At 39.3% G+C, this 17187-nt stretch carries 17 protein-coding genes, 1 tRNA gene and 1 other RNA gene; 5 read left to right on the top strand and 14 right to left on the bottom strand.

Annotation, left to right across the window (positions count from 1 at the left end; genetic code table 11):
- The first annotated feature begins 109 nt into the window (after positions 1-109).
- Positions 110-1483: a tRNA uridine-5-carboxymethylaminomethyl(34) synthesis GTPase MnmE gene (mnmE, locus tag PCY09_RS01075; protein ID WP_045773334.1), complete on the top strand. Its 1374-nt coding sequence runs from the start codon at positions 110-112 to the stop codon at positions 1481-1483.
- A 140-nt stretch (positions 1484-1623) separates the two neighbouring features.
- Here the strand turns inward: mnmE and PCY09_RS01070 are convergent, their stop codons facing one another.
- From PCY09_RS01070 to dnaG, 8 genes are all read right to left on the bottom strand, one after another.
- On the bottom strand, positions 1624-2193 hold the full coding sequence (locus tag PCY09_RS01070) for a TlpA disulfide reductase family protein (protein WP_061602127.1): 570 nt from the start codon (positions 2191-2193) through the stop codon (positions 1624-1626).
- A gap of 415 nt (positions 2194-2608) precedes the next feature.
- Positions 2609-3307 carry an LrgB family protein gene (locus tag PCY09_RS01065; protein WP_008809213.1) on the bottom strand — a complete coding sequence of 233 codons (699 nt, stop codon included), beginning with the start codon at positions 3305-3307 and terminating at the stop codon, positions 2609-2611.
- On the bottom strand, positions 3300-3680 hold the full coding sequence (locus tag PCY09_RS01060) for a CidA/LrgA family protein (protein ID WP_008809214.1): 381 nt from the start codon (positions 3678-3680) through the stop codon (positions 3300-3302). The genes PCY09_RS01065 and PCY09_RS01060 overlap by 8 nt, the downstream gene beginning before the upstream one ends.
- Positions 3681-3896: 216 nt before the next feature.
- Positions 3897-3984, bottom strand: a tRNA-Ser gene (locus PCY09_RS01055).
- A gap of 8 nt (positions 3985-3992) precedes the next feature.
- Positions 3993-4340, bottom strand: a transfer-messenger RNA (tmRNA) gene (gene ssrA, locus PCY09_RS01050).
- A gap of 114 nt (positions 4341-4454) precedes the next feature.
- Positions 4455-4793 (bottom strand): metal-sulfur cluster assembly factor, encoded by a 339-nt coding sequence (locus PCY09_RS01045; protein WP_012000664.1) that lies wholly within the window; start codon positions 4791-4793, stop codon positions 4455-4457.
- Positions 4794-4845: 52 nt separating this feature from the next.
- Entirely contained in the window at positions 4846-5958 is a 1113-nt protein-coding gene (gene rpoD / locus PCY09_RS01040; protein ID WP_008809216.1) for an RNA polymerase sigma factor RpoD, read from the bottom strand.
- Between the two features lie 2 nt (positions 5959-5960).
- Positions 5961-7742: a DNA primase gene (gene dnaG / locus PCY09_RS01035; RefSeq protein WP_301556687.1), complete on the bottom strand. Its 1782-nt coding sequence runs from the start codon at positions 7740-7742 to the stop codon at positions 5961-5963.
- A 206-nt stretch (positions 7743-7948) separates the two neighbouring features.
- Here dnaG and mscL point away from each other — a divergent pair, with 206 nt between their 5' ends.
- Positions 7949-8329, top strand: coding sequence for a large conductance mechanosensitive channel protein MscL (gene mscL, locus PCY09_RS01030; protein ID WP_045503293.1), 381 nt, complete (start codon positions 7949-7951; stop codon positions 8327-8329).
- A gap of 107 nt (positions 8330-8436) precedes the next feature.
- Here the strand turns inward: mscL and rpsU are convergent, their stop codons facing one another.
- The 6 genes from rpsU to PCY09_RS01000 form a co-directional block, all read right to left on the bottom strand.
- A complete protein-coding gene (gene rpsU, locus PCY09_RS01025) occupies positions 8437-8613 on the bottom strand; it encodes a 30S ribosomal protein S21 (protein WP_000048054.1) in 177 nt (58 codons plus the stop codon).
- Positions 8614-8740: 127 nt separating this feature from the next.
- Positions 8741-9424, bottom strand: a complete 684-nt coding sequence (locus tag PCY09_RS01020; protein ID WP_061602125.1) for a DUF4956 domain-containing protein — start codon at positions 9422-9424, stop codon at positions 8741-8743.
- 10 nt (positions 9425-9434) lie between these two features.
- Complete coding sequence (locus tag PCY09_RS01015) at positions 9435-10166, bottom strand: polyphosphate polymerase domain-containing protein (RefSeq protein WP_048780164.1); 732 nt, start codon at positions 10164-10166, stop codon at positions 9435-9437.
- A 207-nt stretch (positions 10167-10373) separates the two neighbouring features.
- On the bottom strand, positions 10374-11819 hold the full coding sequence (locus tag PCY09_RS01010) for a M56 family metallopeptidase (RefSeq protein WP_048780167.1): 1446 nt from the start codon (positions 11817-11819) through the stop codon (positions 10374-10376).
- Positions 11820-11833: 14 nt separating this feature from the next.
- Positions 11834-12211, bottom strand: a complete 378-nt coding sequence (locus PCY09_RS01005; protein ID WP_008809223.1) for a BlaI/MecI/CopY family transcriptional regulator — start codon at positions 12209-12211, stop codon at positions 11834-11836.
- 109 nt (positions 12212-12320) lie between these two features.
- Positions 12321-12674, bottom strand: a complete 354-nt coding sequence (locus tag PCY09_RS01000; RefSeq protein WP_045773326.1) for a DUF1304 domain-containing protein — start codon at positions 12672-12674, stop codon at positions 12321-12323.
- A 192-nt stretch (positions 12675-12866) separates the two neighbouring features.
- Between PCY09_RS01000 and PCY09_RS00995 the strand changes: the two genes are divergently transcribed.
- The 3 genes from PCY09_RS00995 to PCY09_RS00985 all read left to right on the top strand — a co-directional run bounded on the left by PCY09_RS00995 (position 12867) and on the right by PCY09_RS00985 (position 17172).
- The gene (locus tag PCY09_RS00995) at positions 12867-14183 is read left to right on the top strand and encodes an FAD-containing oxidoreductase (protein WP_048780169.1); all 1317 of its coding nucleotides are present in this window, start codon (positions 12867-12869) and stop codon (positions 14181-14183) included.
- A 112-nt stretch (positions 14184-14295) separates the two neighbouring features.
- Positions 14296-15264 (top strand): NAD(P)/FAD-dependent oxidoreductase, encoded by a 969-nt coding sequence (locus PCY09_RS00990; protein ID WP_125397123.1) that lies wholly within the window; start codon positions 14296-14298, stop codon positions 15262-15264.
- A gap of 381 nt (positions 15265-15645) precedes the next feature.
- Complete coding sequence (locus PCY09_RS00985; protein WP_125397122.1) at positions 15646-17172, top strand: ATP-binding cassette domain-containing protein; 1527 nt, start codon at positions 15646-15648, stop codon at positions 17170-17172.
- Positions 17173-17187: the final 15 nt, after the last annotated feature.

Below are 17187 nucleotides of genomic sequence, written 5' to 3'. Positions count from 1 at the left end.
TTCTAATAATTTTTTGAAAATTGCCATAGTTAAATCAAAACCTTGCTCCCCTTTCGTTTTTGCGTTACAATTAAGGTAATTGATTTTAAAACACAAGGAAAAATACAGTATGATTACCAGAGAATTTGATACAATCGCTGCGATTTCTACTCCTCTTGGCGAAGGGGCTATCGGTATTGTCAGGTTAAGCGGGACTGACAGCTTTGCTATTGCCCAAAAAATCTTCAAAGGAAAAGATCTAAGTAAGGTAGCTAGCCACACGCTCAACTATGGCCATATTGTCGACCCTCAAAACCATGAAGTACTAGATGAAGTTATGGTCGGTGCTATGCGCTCACCCAAGACTTTTACACGCGAGGACATCATTGAAATAAACACTCACGGGGGAATTGCGGTTACTAATGAAATCCTGCAATTAGCTATTCGAGAAGGGGCTAGAATGGCAGAGCCTGGTGAGTTTACCAAGCGGGCCTTTTTGAATGGTCGAGTGGACCTGACTCAGGCTGAGGCAGTTATGGATATCATCCGCGCCAAGACCGATAAAGCCATGAACAATGCTGTCAAGCAGCTAGATGGCTCTCTCTCCAATCTTATCAACAATACTCGTCAGGAAATTCTCAACACTTTGGCTCAGGTCGAGGTCAACATTGACTATCCGGAGTACGACGATGTGGAAGAGATGACGACCCAATTGATGCGAGAGAAAACAGCTGAGTTCGAGGCTCTGCTAAGCAATCTTCTCAATACTGCAAGACGAGGTAAGATTTTACGCGAAGGCATTTCCACTGCTATCATCGGCAGACCTAATGTTGGCAAGTCCAGTCTGCTCAACAATCTCCTGCGCGAGGACAAGGCCATTGTGACTGATATCGAGGGTACGACTCGGGATGTGATTGAGGAGTATGTCAATATCAAGGGAGTGCCGCTCAAGCTTATTGATACAGCAGGAATTCGGGAAACCGATGACCTTGTAGAACAAATTGGAGTTGAGCGCTCTAAAAAAGCCCTTCAAGAAGCTGACTTGGTCCTCTTAGTTCTTAATGCCAGCGAGCCTCTGACGGATCAGGACAGACAATTGCTCGAAATCAGCCAAGATAGCAATCGTATCGTCCTACTTAACAAGACTGACCTTGAAGAAAAGATTGAACTGGACCAACTGCCAGCAGATGCTATCAAGATTTCTGTCCTCCACAACCAAAATATCGACAAAATTGAAGAACGCATTAATCAGCTCTTCTTTGAAAATGCTGGTATTGTCGAACAAGACGCCACTTATCTTTCCAACGCCCGTCACATCTCCCTGATTGAAAAGGCTCTGGAAAGCCTGCAAGCCGTCAACCAAGGCTTGGAAATGGGTATGCCGGTAGACCTTCTCCAAGTTGATATGACCCGCACCTGGGAAATCCTCGGCGAAATCACTGGTGACGCCGCACCAGACGAACTCATCACCCAACTCTTCAGCCAATTTTGCTTGGGTAAATAAGGTTTCTATATAGGCATTAAACTCTATTTTAACAACACCTATCTACATAAAATAAAAGGTATGATTCTTGTGGCTTACAAGAATCATACCTTTTATTATTTATTAAAACCTACTTAGAAACTCTAATATAAGCTTGCATTTTAATTTAAAATCTCTTCTAGCTCTTTTTCGAGCGCTGCTTCGTCATGAAAGTTTAATATCACTTTTTTTACTTTTTGATTCTTATCGACTAGGTAAATCCCAGGAATTGATTGAACATGGAGGATATCCGCTGCTTTCTCACCTGCATCATAGTAATACGGGAAGGTATAGCCTTTCTCACTGACATACTGATCCGCTTGTTCCTTTGTTTCCTTATGAAAATCAAGCATATCTAACATGACAAAATTAATTTTGTTTTTATACTTTTCATAAACTTTTTGAATCTCCGGCAACTGTCGCTGACAATAAGGACACCAGCTGGCCCACTCTACTACCAGCATAGGCTTATCGTAAAACTCTGAACTTTTCTTTAAGGCTCCTACCTGATCTTCCATTTCAAATTCTGGCAATTGCTGACCTGTCAATACATGTTCTACAGCTGCACTTCCACTTGTCTGTGTAGAAGCTTTATCGTTCTTTTTAGTTCCAGAAAAATAAAGCATAGCAAAAACTGCCGCAACAATAACTCCTACAGTCAGAAAGGGCAACCACCATTTATCTTTTAACATTTTCTCACCTCATAATAATCCATCTCAAAATATTTAATAAATATAAGAGATTGCAGTCTATAAACGCTCAAAAAATATTGTTCTAAACTATTGAAAATATTTTTGTATAACGCGCCAGTTGTAAAAATTATTATATCAGTTTCACAGTACTACATCAACAACTTTAACTTAAAAGATATACTATAGTATTGTAAAATTCATAACATCATTCTTTCGGCTAATTCATCCATTAGAAATCTTGATTTTGCTGACCTAAAGATATTGTTCCCCATTTCCATTTTTCCCTCTATTTATAGCTAAAACTAAATTTCTTTCTTGCATCCTACTTCTTAAAAGTATTTCACTTTATAGCAACTTAAAACGACATTTCAACAAGATAAGAATTCATCAAAAACTAAAAAAGAGGGTATCCCTCTTATTTTCCTAAAATAAGCCCAGCAATTAAAGGACTGACAAAAACATACATTAAACCTGTCACTCCAATGGCCAAACCAGCCATAGCTCCTTCAACTTGGCCATATTTAAAGGCCGCTCCTGTTCCTACTGCATGCCCTGTCCCCCCAAGTGCTAAGCCAATAGCAACCGGATCTTCAATTTTAAGAAGTTTTAAAATACTAGGACCCATTACACTCGTCAAAATCCCAGTAGCTACAACAACTACCAAAGTAATTGTTGTAATCCCCTGCATCTTATCCACAATACCAACTGCCATTGCAGTGGTTACTGACTTTGGAAACAAAGAAATAGCTAAGAAAAAGTCCATTCCAAAAAATTTTGCTACAAGTGCTGTAAAACTTGTATTTACCAAAACTGATAAAAAGATACCTAATAAGATACTTCTAGCGTGGTGTTTCATTAAATGGAAAGTCTTGTAAAGCGGAATCCCTAAAGCAACTGTCGAAGGTACAATCAGATTATTCAAGTATGATCCTCCGATATAATAATCCTTGTAAGAAATCCCAGTCCAAGATAAAAAGAGAATCACTAAAATTGTTGCCAAAAGTAGAGGCGTTGTCAAAGGATGTGGAAAACGTCTAAAAATCAACATTCCAATAAGATAAGCTAAGATAGACAAAGCCAAGCCAAACAAAGGATTAGTAACTACACTAGTCATGTCTTGCTCCCCTTTCTTCATAATCACCTTCATAACGTCTTTTAATAAACTGCACTGTATAGGCAATGACCACAACGTTCAGAACAATTGCCAAGACAACAATCAAAATGATAGGCAGGAGATAAGGTGCTATAATATGAAATTTATCCATAATACCAACTGCTGCCGGCAAAAAAAGAATAGTCATATTCGCCAGTAAAAAATTACCAACCATATTTACATGACGTAGGCGTAACCATTTGAATTCTAAAGCTAAAAATAACAAAATTAATCCGATGATGCTACCTGGAATCGGTAAGTGAAAAATAGTTGAAATTCCCTCTCCAAGTAACGAAATCGAAAAGATAATCATCAATTGTACGTATAATTTCATGAAGTCCCCTCACTTTTCTAAGTAACAGTCTACTACTTTTCAGAAAAATTTCAATATATTTTACAAAAATAAAAAGATGGAAACGAATCCATCTTTCTTCAGCGTATCATAAAGTCTAAATAGGAGTCCAATTTTAGATTTAGCCACCAAATCAGCAAAAAATTCCAATCCTTTTAAGCCAACAAAAAAACGCCAATGAGCGCCTTATAAATATTACGGAAGACATGGGATTCGAACCCACGCACGCTTTTACACGCCTACTGCGTTTCCAACACAGCCTCTTAAGCCTCTTGAGTAATCTTCCATTTTTAAAGATGGAGCCGGTGGGAGTCGAACCCACGTCCAAACATCTGCCAACACATTTGTCTACAACCATAGGCTATGTATTGTTTTAACTTGATTTTGACACATAACTCAAGCCCAAATCAAGCGAGTCTATCAATCTCTTGTAAAATCCCTAGACAAGATTCTACCGTAGCTTGCTAAAATAAGACCTGTCATCAGACACAAGCAATCCGAATCGGGTCACGCCCGCTGGTTTTTAGGCAGCTAAAGCGTAAGAAGTATTATTTTTTGCAGTTATATTTAACTGGCGTTTTACATCCGCAAGATGAGTCGCAAAATGTGCCACATAATGCCTGTCGAATCCGTAACGACCCCAAGACAATAGAATTATTATATCATATTTCAGCAAAATTGCAATTTTTTCAGATCAGATATTAATGATTTACTTTAGAAAAAAATCTCGAACCCAGTTAGATTCGAGATTAATTTTTATTTGATTCCAAGTGCAATTCTTGCGTAACGGCTCATTTTTTCAACAGTCCAAGCGGGATACCAAACTAGCTTAACTTCAACCTTAGTTACTTCTGGAATTTCTTCAAGAGCATCGTGGATTTGATCTGTCAGTAGATCAGCCAAAGGACATCCCATAGTTGTTAGAGTCATGTCGATTTCTGTCTCACCATTTTCTTCGTTGAAACGAATTTCATAGATCAATCCCAAATTGACAATATCAATTCCCAACTCAGGGTCGATTACTTGTTCCAAACTTTCAAGAATGCGGTTTTTAATGCCATCAATTTCTTCTGCTGTATATTTTTGCTCTGCCATCCTATCATCTCCTATTTAGTTCATATCTGTAAAATCTATATTTCATCATTTTTTAATCTTCAATGAAATCACGGAGTGGCTTGCTACGGCTTGGGTGGCGTAGTTTACGTAGGGCTTTAGCTTCAATTTGGCGGATGCGTTCACGGGTCACATTGAAGACTTTACCAACATCTTCCAAGGTCCGCATTTTACCATCATCCAAACCAAAACGCAGACGAAGAACATTTTCTTCACGATCTGTAAGGGTGTCTAAAACTTCATCCAACTGCTCACGAAGAACAACACGAGTTGTGTAATCAACTGGATTTTCAATTACTTCGTCTTCGATAAAGTCACCCAGATGGCTATCATCTTCCTCACCGATAGGTGTTTCCAGCGAAACTGGCTCCTGAGCAATCTTAAGAATCTCACGAACCTTATCTGGTGTCATATCCATACGCTCAGCAATCTGCTCAGGTGTTGGATCTTGACCTAATTCTTGCAAGAGATTACGTTGCTCACGAACTAGCTTGTTAATCGTTTCTACCATGTGAACTGGAATTCGGATTGTTCTAGCTTGGTCAGCGATCGCACGAGTAATGGCCTGACGGATCCACCAAGTTGCATATGTTGAAAACTTAAATCCTTTGGTATAGTCAAACTTGTCAACAGCCTTCATCAAGCCCATATTTCCTTCTTGGATCAAGTCAAGGAACTGCATGCCACGTCCAACATAACGCTTTGCAATAGAAACTACCAAGCGAAGGTTGGCTTCAGCCAAACGTTGCTTAGCCTCAGTATCTCCCTGCTCTACCAAGATTGCCAATTCTTGCTCTTCTTCGTTTGTCAAAAGTGGAACGACTCCAATTTCTTTCAAGTACATACGAACAGGATCGTTGACTTTAGCTGAATTGCTACCTAAAAGTTCTTCATCAGTCAGCTCTGCTTCTTCCTCTTCGTTGTGTAAAACACGTGCACTTGGATTCCCTTCTTTATCTGTGATAGAGATCCCTGCATCTTGGATACGTTGCAATAGATCTTCGATACCATCTGCATCTAAGGTAAAAGGAATAATCAATTTATCATTAATTTCATCATCAATTGCCGTACCAGTTTTTTTATGGTTTCGAATAAATTCTGCAACTTGTACGTCAAATGTTGTTACTTCTTTTTGTTTTGTAGCCATTCCTACTCCATTCTTCTTTTCTGAGCGATCAAGCGCTCCAGTTCTTCAATAGCCGTATCAACATCACCATTATGAGATGCTTCTCGAACTTTTTTCCCAATTATTTGATTTTCCTTACGGAGCAATTCTTTATCTCTGATAGACTCTACTTCTGCCAATTCATTATCCGCAATTTCGCTAGGTAAATCTTCTTCTAAAATACGATACCAGGCTTGCTGGACCCCATCTGATTGCTCGGACAAATCTTGTGATGTCACTTCACCATTTTCGCAAAGTATCTGGTATAGAATCTGTAATTCAGGTGTTGCAAACTGAAAATCTTCTCTCAAACGGTAATCATTTAAAACAATAGGATATTCAATCATTCGATTAAGAAGGTGATTCTCAGCTTTTACTAAACGAGACACTTGCTTAGAAAGCGGAAGATTTGTCTGAAAATGAGGCTGTTGATAAACCTGTTCTTGCTGACTCTGTCGACTACTTAAGCGACTATTGTTAACAGCCTGCTCAACTTGCTGGTAATCGAAGTCTGGTAGAAGCTCTGCCAGCATATAAATATAAGAATTCTGCGCCGTAATTGATGAGGTCTGAGCAATGATCGGAGCCATTTTCTCAACAAATTCAATCTGAGCCTGCAAATTCTCTGTATTTTCCGGTTTCAGATAGCGAATTAGAAACTCCACATCACTTATCCGAGTTTTGGTTAGCAAATGTTGTAGTTCTTCAGGAGAATTTTTTTGAACAAATTCATCTGGATCCATCTGATCTGGAATAGAGACAATCTCAACAGCCAAGTCTTTTAATTCATCCAAAGCTTTAACAGTTGCTGCCTGTCCAGCCTTATCACCATCGTAAGATAAGATGACCTTTTTACAATACTTGCTAAGATGCTGAACATGTTCATGTGTCAAGGCCGTCCCCATTGATGCGACTGCATTTTCTATCCCTGCCCGGTAAGCAGCAATGACATCCATGAATCCTTCCATCAGATAGACTTCATGACTTTTCTTTATGGTTGGTTTTGCCTTGTCCAAATGATAGAGTTCGTAACTCTTATTGAAAATAGCTGTGCTGCGACTATTTTTATACTTAGCTTGATGACCATCAGTCTGAGGAGATTCTTTCCAAATCCTTCCGGAAAATGCCACTACCTGGCCATTATCATTAGCCAAGGGAAACATGATACGATTTTGAAAAGCATCATAAACTAGATTACTCTCTGCTAGATTAAAAAGACCTGAATTCATAATGGTTGCTTCATCAAATTTTCCAACCATACTCTGATAAAGATAGTTGCCCTCACTAGGGGCTAAACCAATCTGAAAATGCTTAATGATCTCATCAGTCAATCCACGTTTGTAAAGATAAGTTCTAGCTTCTTCTCCCATCTTGGTCGTCATCAAGACAGCGTGATAAAATTTCGCAGCCTCAGTATGAATATCATAGAGAGCTTGATGCGGGTGTTGTCTTTTTGGTTGGGATAGATCATTTTTATCAACTGCAAGTTGAATACCCGATCGTTCAGCAATTATTTGGACGGCTTCCATAAATGAAACGCCACGATATTCTTCGATAAACTTAAAAACATCTCCCGACTTGCCGCAACCAAAACAGTGGTAAAACTGCTTATCTTCAACGACATTAAAGGAAGGTGTCTTTTCTCCATGAAATGGACATAGTCCAAGAAAGTTGCGTCCAGCCTTAGTCAGAGCAACAACTTCTCCTATGACTTCGACGATATTGACGCTGTTTTTAATATCAGAAATGATTTCTTTATCAATCACCCGACAATACCTCCAATTTACCATAGAATACTATGTTATATTTTATAATAAATTAACAAAAAAGTAAAATATCAGCTACAGATTTACAAATAAATATACTTTAAAAGATAGACATGAAAATTTAACAATCCTATAAAACCAACCACTTGCAAAAGGTTGTTATTTTCATTATAATAGAGACTGATTAAAAAAAAGGAGATGTTTCTATGTTAAAAGAGTTAAAAAGCTTTTTACTTCGTGGCAACGTAGTTGACCTAGCTGTTGCTGTTATCATTGGTGCTGCTTTTGGTGCAATTGTTACTTCATTAGTAAATGACATTATCACACCACTTATTTTAAACCCAGCCTTGAGCGCTGCTGGTGTAGATAAAATTGCTGAATTATCTTGGAACGGTATTGCCTATGGTAACTTCCTAAGTGCGGTTATTAACTTCCTTGTTATCGGAACAGTTCTTTTCTTCATTGTTAAGGCTGCTGAAAAAGCTCAAAGCTTCGGTAAAAAACAAGAAGAAGTTGTCGAAGAAGAACCAGCTCCAACTGAACTTGAAGTACTTCAAGAAATCAAAGCTTTGCTTGAAAAAAAATAATATAACGAAAAACCTGAAAGTATATGTTCAGGTTTTTTTATTGCATTCCTACAATAACGCAATAGCTCTTTAACAAAAAACAGCCTAAGGGCTGTTTTTTATTTCAATTAGAATTTCTTGCGCTTACGAGCTGCTTCTGATTTACGTTTACGTTTTACAGAAGGCTTTTCATAGAATTCACGTTTGCGTGTTTCTTGAAGAGTACCAGCTTTAGTAACAGCGCGTTTGAAACGGCGAAGAGCGTCATCAAGAGATTCGTTCTTACGTACTACTGTTTTTGACATGTTTTTCACTCCCTTCAAGTTCAGAATCTAGTTAATGATATCATATTAGGGAATTCATGTCAAGTTTTTATTGAATACTATGTGTCTGTTCTTTTTGAGATTTCAAAAAATTACTCTAAAATTCACTTTACAATGTTTTTTTCTTTTTAGCAGCTTTGGAAATAGTCATCGACAAAACCTTATCATAGACGAGAAACTGCTGCATGAGCTTACTATCACTTATCTCCGGTAATAAATCAATGACGTATTCCAACTTGATCAATTGCTTTTCAGCTGCTTCAATTGATGTCATTTCAACACTTTTACAGTTAGCTGAAAAAATAGCTTCAAAGAGCAATTCATAATCAAAATTAGCTGGAACCCTCATTTCCACATATCGTCTTGTCTGGCTAACAGAAGTAAAATTCATTTTTTCAAAAATCAACCAAACAAAGGAAATTGATAGGGTAAAAACGACAGCTAAAGCAACAAATCCCATCCCTGTTGTAATTCCGATGGCTGTTGCCATAAAGACTGCCAAGAGCTCTTTTGATCCTCCTGCAGCAGATCGAAAGCGAATCAAACTAAAAGTTCCCGCTACAGCAACACTGGTACCTAAATTGCCATTCACTAGGAAAATGATAATAGAAATAATAGCAGGTAACAGAGACAATGTAATCACAAATTCTTTTGTATAAATCGTTTGACGTTTATATACCTTGGCTAAAACAATCCCTAAAATCAAGCTTGTGATCATTGAAAAAATCAGAGCTAAGGGATTAATTTTCACTTCAGCCGAGGAATAAATACTATTAAATAACTGATTGAGCATTGAGATCTCCTTAAGACTTGACTGTGTGGCTTAATCTTTCTTTTGTCTGTAGGTATGCTTTGCCATATTTTGAGAAGGATTGATCCATGAGACCAAATTTATTAAGAATACCAGCCATCCATTGAGGATATTGACCAGGGACCTTAATTTCCATAATGGCTTTTCCATCTTCTAGCAAAGGCCAGCCATAGCGTCCAGAAGTCAACTCAACATCATAATCTCTATATCGAATATTTGAATCAACGGTCACACGCACCTTCTTATCCTCTAATCCCTTCATAGAATAACGATCATAGCTAATCACCATTTTTGGTTTTAAATCTAGATAGCGTTCTTGTAATGCGACTACTTCTGCCTTCACTCGATCATCAGAAATAGTCGCATCAACTAATCCATTTTCAATGAAATTTACAACCGAAACTGGATTAGAGATTAGCCGATACTTAAATCCAACTTCTTCAGACTTTTTCTTAATTTCTAAGAAAACTTGACAATCATCTGTAGGTTGCTCTGCATAAGTTCTCATACGTAACTTTTCACGCCCACCTTTGCGAGCAATCGAATCTTGAATCATCTGAAAATCATCATTATCAAAATAGATATTTGTTATAGTTGATGTTGCATAGTCATCAGCAATAAGATAAGGAGCCATCTCAGCCTCTAAACGCTCTAATGTGGCCCGGTCTAAGATATACTTAGTCTCGATACGCTGAAAGTTTGTTTGAATCTTCTTTTGTTTCATGGGGATTCTCCTTTTTTATTCTACAAATGTAGTTTAATGATTTAAAAGAAAGAGAGCAACTGCTCAAAACCTAAAAATTTTATTTCTACATTTGTCGTTTATAGTTATATTCTACACTTGTAGTTTTTGTTTGTCAAGAGATTTTTTAAAAAATATAAAACTCTATCTATTTAGGTTCATATCAAACCTAAATAGATAGAGTTAATTTTAATCATCATCGTCATCCTTATCATCATCGGCGTCTTTATCGTCATCATCTCGAGAAGATGAAGTCTGACTCTTACTTGGTGATGGAACTGTTGTGACACTTGGACTACTACTATGGGTTGTCACAGCTGGCTGATTAGTATCTGTTGAAGTATGATTCGAACTTGGGACTTCTTTCTCAACTGTTACAGTCTTTTCGACTACAGTGTGTTGTTTAGATTTTAAAACTTTTCCATTCTTTGCATTGATTAGAAGCTCATGGGCAGTTTGACCGTGAGAAAAATAGATTTGGTAATTGTCCTTATCTCGAACAATCTTTAAATTTTTAATATCTTTTTCGCCAAGACCTAAATCTTTCAAGGCAACAGCCAAAGCCTGGTCTTGACTAAATTCTTTAGATACTTTTTTATTGATTACTTTCTGCGTTTTTTGAACATTAATTGCAGAAGTTTCAATAGCAAAGACCGAGCTAGTCAAAAGCAAGAGAACTGAAACGGCTACTACAAAAACGGTTGACAATAACTTCTTAGGTAGACGACTATCCATAATGCTGACAATCCGTCTCTTTAGATTAAATTTTTCAGAGTAAAAGCAGGTCGTCAAAGCAATCGGCGTCTTTTTACTGCGATCAATCATAGTTAAAATTGTCTCTCCATAAAAAGTCCGGTAATGCATATCTTGATCATTTAAGACATCATAATCACAATACATTTCTCCTACTTCTTGAGTTTCACGACAAGCTAGACGAACTATTGGATTAAACCAATGAAGACTTTTAACAAGGATCGCTAAAAGATTAATCAAGACATCATAGTGTTTGTAGTGCGTCAATTCATGTCTGAAAACAAGTTGCAACTCTTCCTCAGTGTAGTCAGACTCTGGTAATACAATCAATATATCTCTGAAGCCAATTAGCATAGGACTTTGTGACATAGGATAGTGAAGCAGGCGAACCTTATTTTTAATTCCCATCTCTTCTTGGATCTTTTGTAATTGGGCCAGAGCTTCTTCATCTTCAACGGGAGTCCCCCATCGTTTTAGCATCTTTCTAAAAAGAATATAGGAATAAGCATATCGAGCGATGCTAAAGACAAAGCCTAGCAACCATATTGCAATAAGAATCTCGAACCAAGGCAAATTTAGAAAACTTTGCCACAGATTGGGCTGAATCGTTTTTTCAGTAACTTGAGAAGCTACTTGTGCTGTTCCTGAAGGAACCTGTGTAGCCACTGTATTGATCGTTGATCCTGCATTCATCCGAATCAAACCTGAACCAAACTGAGGACGAAATGGGAAGAGAAAACTCAGCAAAACCAAAAACCAAATGACATATTTTGCTCGGGCTGAAACCCGCGTCTTAAAAAGCGCAAAAAGTAAACTAAGTAGGATTACTAAAATCGAGGTAGTAAGACTGGTTAACAAAAAAGATAAAAGGAATTGCTTCATGGTGATGACTCCACTTATTTATTCTGATCAAGTAAACTCCTCAACTCGTCTAATTCATTGTCTGACAAAGAATTAGATGAAAAGAGAGTTTTAACAAGGCCCCCCATGGAATGACCACTATAACGCTTTAGAAAATCTGAAGTTTCTACTTCTAGGTATTCATCTTCTGAGATAATGGCCGTATACTGTCTTTCACGTCCCTTACGGACACTTTCTAAAAAGCCTTTTTCCGTTAAGCGAGCTAAGACAGTTAACAGGGTCTGGGGTTTCCAATGGTTATCTTCGCCCAGTTTTTCCATAATTTGGGCAGAAGTTGTTGGGTTTGGCAATTGCCAAATTACTTTTAAAATAGTAAATTCTCCGTCAGGCAAACGTTTAATGGATGTTTTCATAGTCTTCCCGTCTTTCTATATTCTATTCTCATCTTTATTCTACACTTGTCTAATTAAAAAGTCAATCCTTATGCAAAAAAGAGTGAGAAATAAAATACTCCCACTCTTTTTAGAAAAATAAACTGATTAAGGTCAGTATAGCTAATCCTCCCTGCTTAAGCAAGATTTTCGGATCACTAGTCAATGCTCCATAGGCCGCCACTAAGATAATGTAAATCATAAAGATAGCCATCCAAAAAGAATCTTGGGTAAAAACAGCTAGTAAAACCAAGACAGCAATCAAACCATTATAGACTCCTTGGTTTTTAAAAAGAGTGTTAACCGATTCCCTCTCAAGCTCCTCCTGAGTCATGTTAAAGACTCGAGCTGTTATTTTTGAAGCTGTTGCAAATGTCTCCAAATACATGATATAAAAAAATTCTAAAGAAACTAAAATTGCTGAAATAATAGTAAATATAGACATCTTGTCCTCCTTCTTTTAAAACCTAATTTAATCAGTATAACATAGAAATCAACATGAAAGGAAAATATTGCTCAAAACGTATACATATCACTTTTAAATGTCAAATAAAGAGCATAAATAAAATAGGCGTAGCAGAAATCAGCAATTTCTGACTAGATGTGATACAATCTTTTTGAAAAATGGAGGTAAATTATGTTAACTTATGATCTGATTGTTATCGGCTTTGGTAAGGCTGGTAAAACATTGGCTGCTAAAATGGCAACCCAAGGAAAAAAAGTTGCTTTGATTGAGCGAAGCAAGGCTATGTATGGGGGAACCTGTATCAATATCGCCTGCATCCCAACCAAAACTCTCTTAGTCGCAGCTGAAAAGGGCTTAACTTTTGACCAAGTCATAGCTGAAAAGAATGCTGTAACTAGCCGCCTTAATAGTAAAAACTATGCAGGAGTTAGCGGTGCTGGTGTCGACATTATCGATGGGGAAGCTCATTTCCTTTCCAACAAAGTCATCGAAATCACAGCTGGTGATGAAAAAGAGGAACTGACTGCTGAGACTATTGTCATCAATACTGGTGCTGTTTCCAATGTCCTACCGATTCCTGGATTGACTGATACTAAAAATGTTTACGATTCAACAGGTATCCAAAACCTGAAAGAACTTCCTAAACGCTTAGGAGTTCTAGGTGGCGGTAATATCGGCCTAGAATTTGCTGGACTCTACAACAAATTGGGCAGTCAAGTAACTGTACTGGATGCTGCACCTGTCTTTCTCCCTCGAGTAGAATCTTCTATCGCTACTCTAGCTAAGAAGTACATGGAAGAAGACGGAATCCAGCTCTTACAAAATGTTCGTACCACACAGGTCAAAAATGATGGTGATGAAGTTGTCGTTGTGACAGAGGATGGAGAATTCCGCTTTGACGCCCTGCTCTATGCTACTGGACGCAAACCGAATATTGAGCCACTTCACTTGGAAAATACTGACATTGAGCTGACAGAACGCGGAGCTATCAAGGTTGATAAACACTTGGAAACATCTGTACCTGGTGTATTTGCAGCGGGTGATGTCAATGGCGGTCTCCAGTTCACTTATATCTCACTGGATGACTTCCGTATCCTTTATAGCTATCTGGCTGGGGATGGCAGCTACACACTAGAAGACCGTAAAAACGTCCCTACTAGCATGTTCATCACACCGCCTTTGGCTCAAATCGGATTGACTGAAAAGGAAGCGCAAGAGCAAGGACTGCCGATTGCAGTTAAGGAGATTCCAGTCGCAGCAATGCCTCGCGGACATGTCAATGCTGACTTACGCGGTGCCTTCAAGGCTGTTGTCAACACTGAAACCAAGGAAATTGTTGGAGCGACTATCTTCTCAGCTGGAGCTCAGGAAATTATCAATATCCTGACTGTAGCCATGGATAATAAGATTCCTTACACTTACTTGAGCAAGCAAATCTTTACCCACCCGACGCTGGCTGAAAACCTCAATGATTTATTTGCTATCTAATTTCAAGCCCCATCAGGGGCTTTTAATATTAGGTAAACTTACTCACTTACATTTCTCCCCCTTTTTGTGGTACAATAATGCTAGTTTATTTTAAAAAAGATTGAGGAAAATTATGTCTGAACTGTATGATATTACGATTGTCGGCGGTGGTCCAGTTGGCCTATTCGCAGCTTTTTATGCTCATCTGCGCCAAGCCAAGGTTAAAATTATTGATTCCCTGCCTCAGCTGGGCGGTCAGCCAGCCATTCTCTATCCAGAGAAGAAGATTCTGGATGTCCCTGGCTTTACCAATCTAACTGGCGAAGAGTTGACACAGCGTCTAATTGAGCAGCTGGAGACTTTCCAGACTGAGATTTGTCTCAACGAAACAGTGCTGGATATCGTGAAAGGCGAAGAGGGCTTCACTATTACGACTTCTAAAGCGAAGCATCAGACCAAAACCATTATCATTGCCATGGGAGGTGGCGCCTTTAAACCAAGAGCTTTGGAGCTAGATGATGCTGAAAGCTACAGCAACCTCCACTATCATGTGTCAAATATCAGCCAGTACGCTGGCAAAAAGGTTGTTGTTCTGGGAGGCGGCGACTCGGCTGTTGACTGGGCACTAGCTTTTGAAAAAATCGCAAAAACCAGCCTGGTTCATCGTCGGGACAACTTCCGGGCTTTGGAGCATAGTGTGGAGGAACTCAAGGCTTCCAGCGTTGAGATTAAGACACCATTTGTACCCAGTCGATTGGTCGGTGAAAATGGCAAAATTACCCACTTGGAAATCAGCCAGGTCAAGGGAGAGGAAAGTCAGCTTTTACCTCTAGATCATCTCTTTGTCAATTACGGTTTTAAATCCTCTGTCGGCAATCTCAAAGATTGGGGCTTGGAACTCAACCGTCACAAGATTTTGGTCAATAGCAAGCAAGAAACCTCCGTACCAGGTATCTATGCTACTGGAGATTGTTGCAGCTACGAAGGTAAGATCGACTTAATTGCGACTGGACTCGGTGAGGCACCTACTGCTGTCAACAATGCCATTAACCATATCTACCCTGATCAAAAGGTCCAACCCAAACATTCTACAAGCTTATAATATAAAAACGCAATCGAGGTTGGGATATCCTGTCTCAGCCTTCTTTTCTATTGACTTTCTTAGCTCCTTCTGCTAGACTTAAGGCAGAACTATTTCGGAGGTACACGGAGACATGAAAAATTAAGTCTATTTTTTAAAGGAAACTTTATTTAGTAGATTTTGTCATGTTTCTGCATATCCGCGGGATGTTCATTTTTTGTGCTTTCTAGCTTCTATTTGCTTATCTTTAGTTTAATCCTGTCGCTCCTATGACAGTGCAAGCTGGAAGCCTATAGACGAATAATCCTACTTAGACACTCCTGTGTCTGATTTGTGCAATAAAAAACAGCTCTGCTAAATAAAGCAGAGCTGTTTTTTGTTTTAAAAATGAAGGAGACATCTATGCTTCAAATAAGAAATCTAACGATTACCCACCTAAAAGATCTGAAAGAGTTAGTCAAAGATTTGTCACTGACTGTCAATCAAGGAGACAAGATCGCTATTATTGGTGAGGAGGGCAATGGCAAGTCCACCTTGCTCAAGCTCCTACTTGACGAGCGACTGGTCAGTTCCTATGTCAGCTACAGTGGACAGATTGATAAGTCCTATACTGCTGCTGTTTATCTGCCCCAGCAGCTGCCTTCAGAGGATGCCCAACTGACGCTCAATGACTATTTCTTTGCTGATTTTGAGACCGAGCTGGACTATGCCAAGCTCTATCGCTATGCGGGAGAGCTCAACTTTGACAGCCAGCGTTTTGCTAGCCAGCAGCAGCTCTCTAGCCTATCTGGAGGAGAAAAGCTCAAGGTCCAACTCATCAAGAAACTAGCCAGTGATTGGGACATTCTCTTTCTTGACGAGCCCTCTAATGACCTTGATCTCGAAACTCTAACTTGGCTGGAAAACTTTATCAGCCACAGCCAGAGAACGGTCCTTTTCGTCTCTCACGACGAGCACTTTCTCGCTCAAGCCGCGACCAAGATTGTTCATCTGGAGCGAATCAAAAAGAAGCAGGAAGCTAGAACCAGCGTCAAAAGTCTGGACTATGAAAATTATCGCCATCAGCGTCAGGAGGCTTTTGAAAAACAAGGGCAACTAGCACGAAAAGAGCGAGAAGAACACGCTAAGACTATGGAAAAACACCGACGGGTTAAGCAGAGTGTGGAGCATACTTTACGAAACACTCATGACGCTACTGCAGGTCGACTGGTGGCTAAGAAGATGAAAAATATTCTCTCGCAGGGCAAACGATTTGAAAAGGCAGGCGCTGAAATGACTGAAATCCCAACACAGGAAGATGCCATCAGTCTTCACTTCTCAGATATAGAAGCTCTGCCATTGACCAAAAGAATCCTGAAATTAGAAGGAATGAAACTGGAAACAAACGAACGACAACTGGCGGAGAACCTGACTCTGGAGGTCTGCGGTCAGGAAAAAATCGGACTGATTGGTGCTAATGGTGCAGGCAAATCTACTCTGCTTAAGGAAATATGGAAGATCCTGCGTGAGCGGACAGATATGCTAGTAGGCTACATGCCCCAGCATTATGGCGACTTGCTAACTGATGGAAGCAGTCCCTTGGACTTTCTGGCTCCCTCTGGCGACAAGGCTCAGGAGGAGAAAATCCTGACTCATCTAGCTAGTCTCCAGTTCACGCGCGACGAGGCTCGCCACCCGATTGGGCAGCTTTCTGGTGGCCAAAAAGCCAAGCTCCTTCTGCTCAAACTAGTCTTAGACCGTCCCAATGTCCTCCTTCTGGACGAGCCAACCCGCAACTTCTCTCCCACCTCTCAGCCTCAGGTTCGCCAGCTTTTGGCGACCTATCCTGGCGCCATTATCGCTGTCTCCCACGATCGTATCTTTCTCAAAGAAGTCTGCCAGAAGATTTATCGACTGACAGAGACAGGGTTAGAAGACGTTGAACTATAAGCAAAAAGAGTTGGA

This window comes from Streptococcus sp. SG2 (genome assembly GCF_030439925.1).
Classification (GTDB): Bacteria; Bacillota; Bacilli; order Lactobacillales; family Streptococcaceae; genus Streptococcus; species Streptococcus gordonii.
The sequence above is the reverse complement of the archived record's forward strand: the minus strand, read 5'-3'. Positions and strand labels throughout refer to the sequence as shown.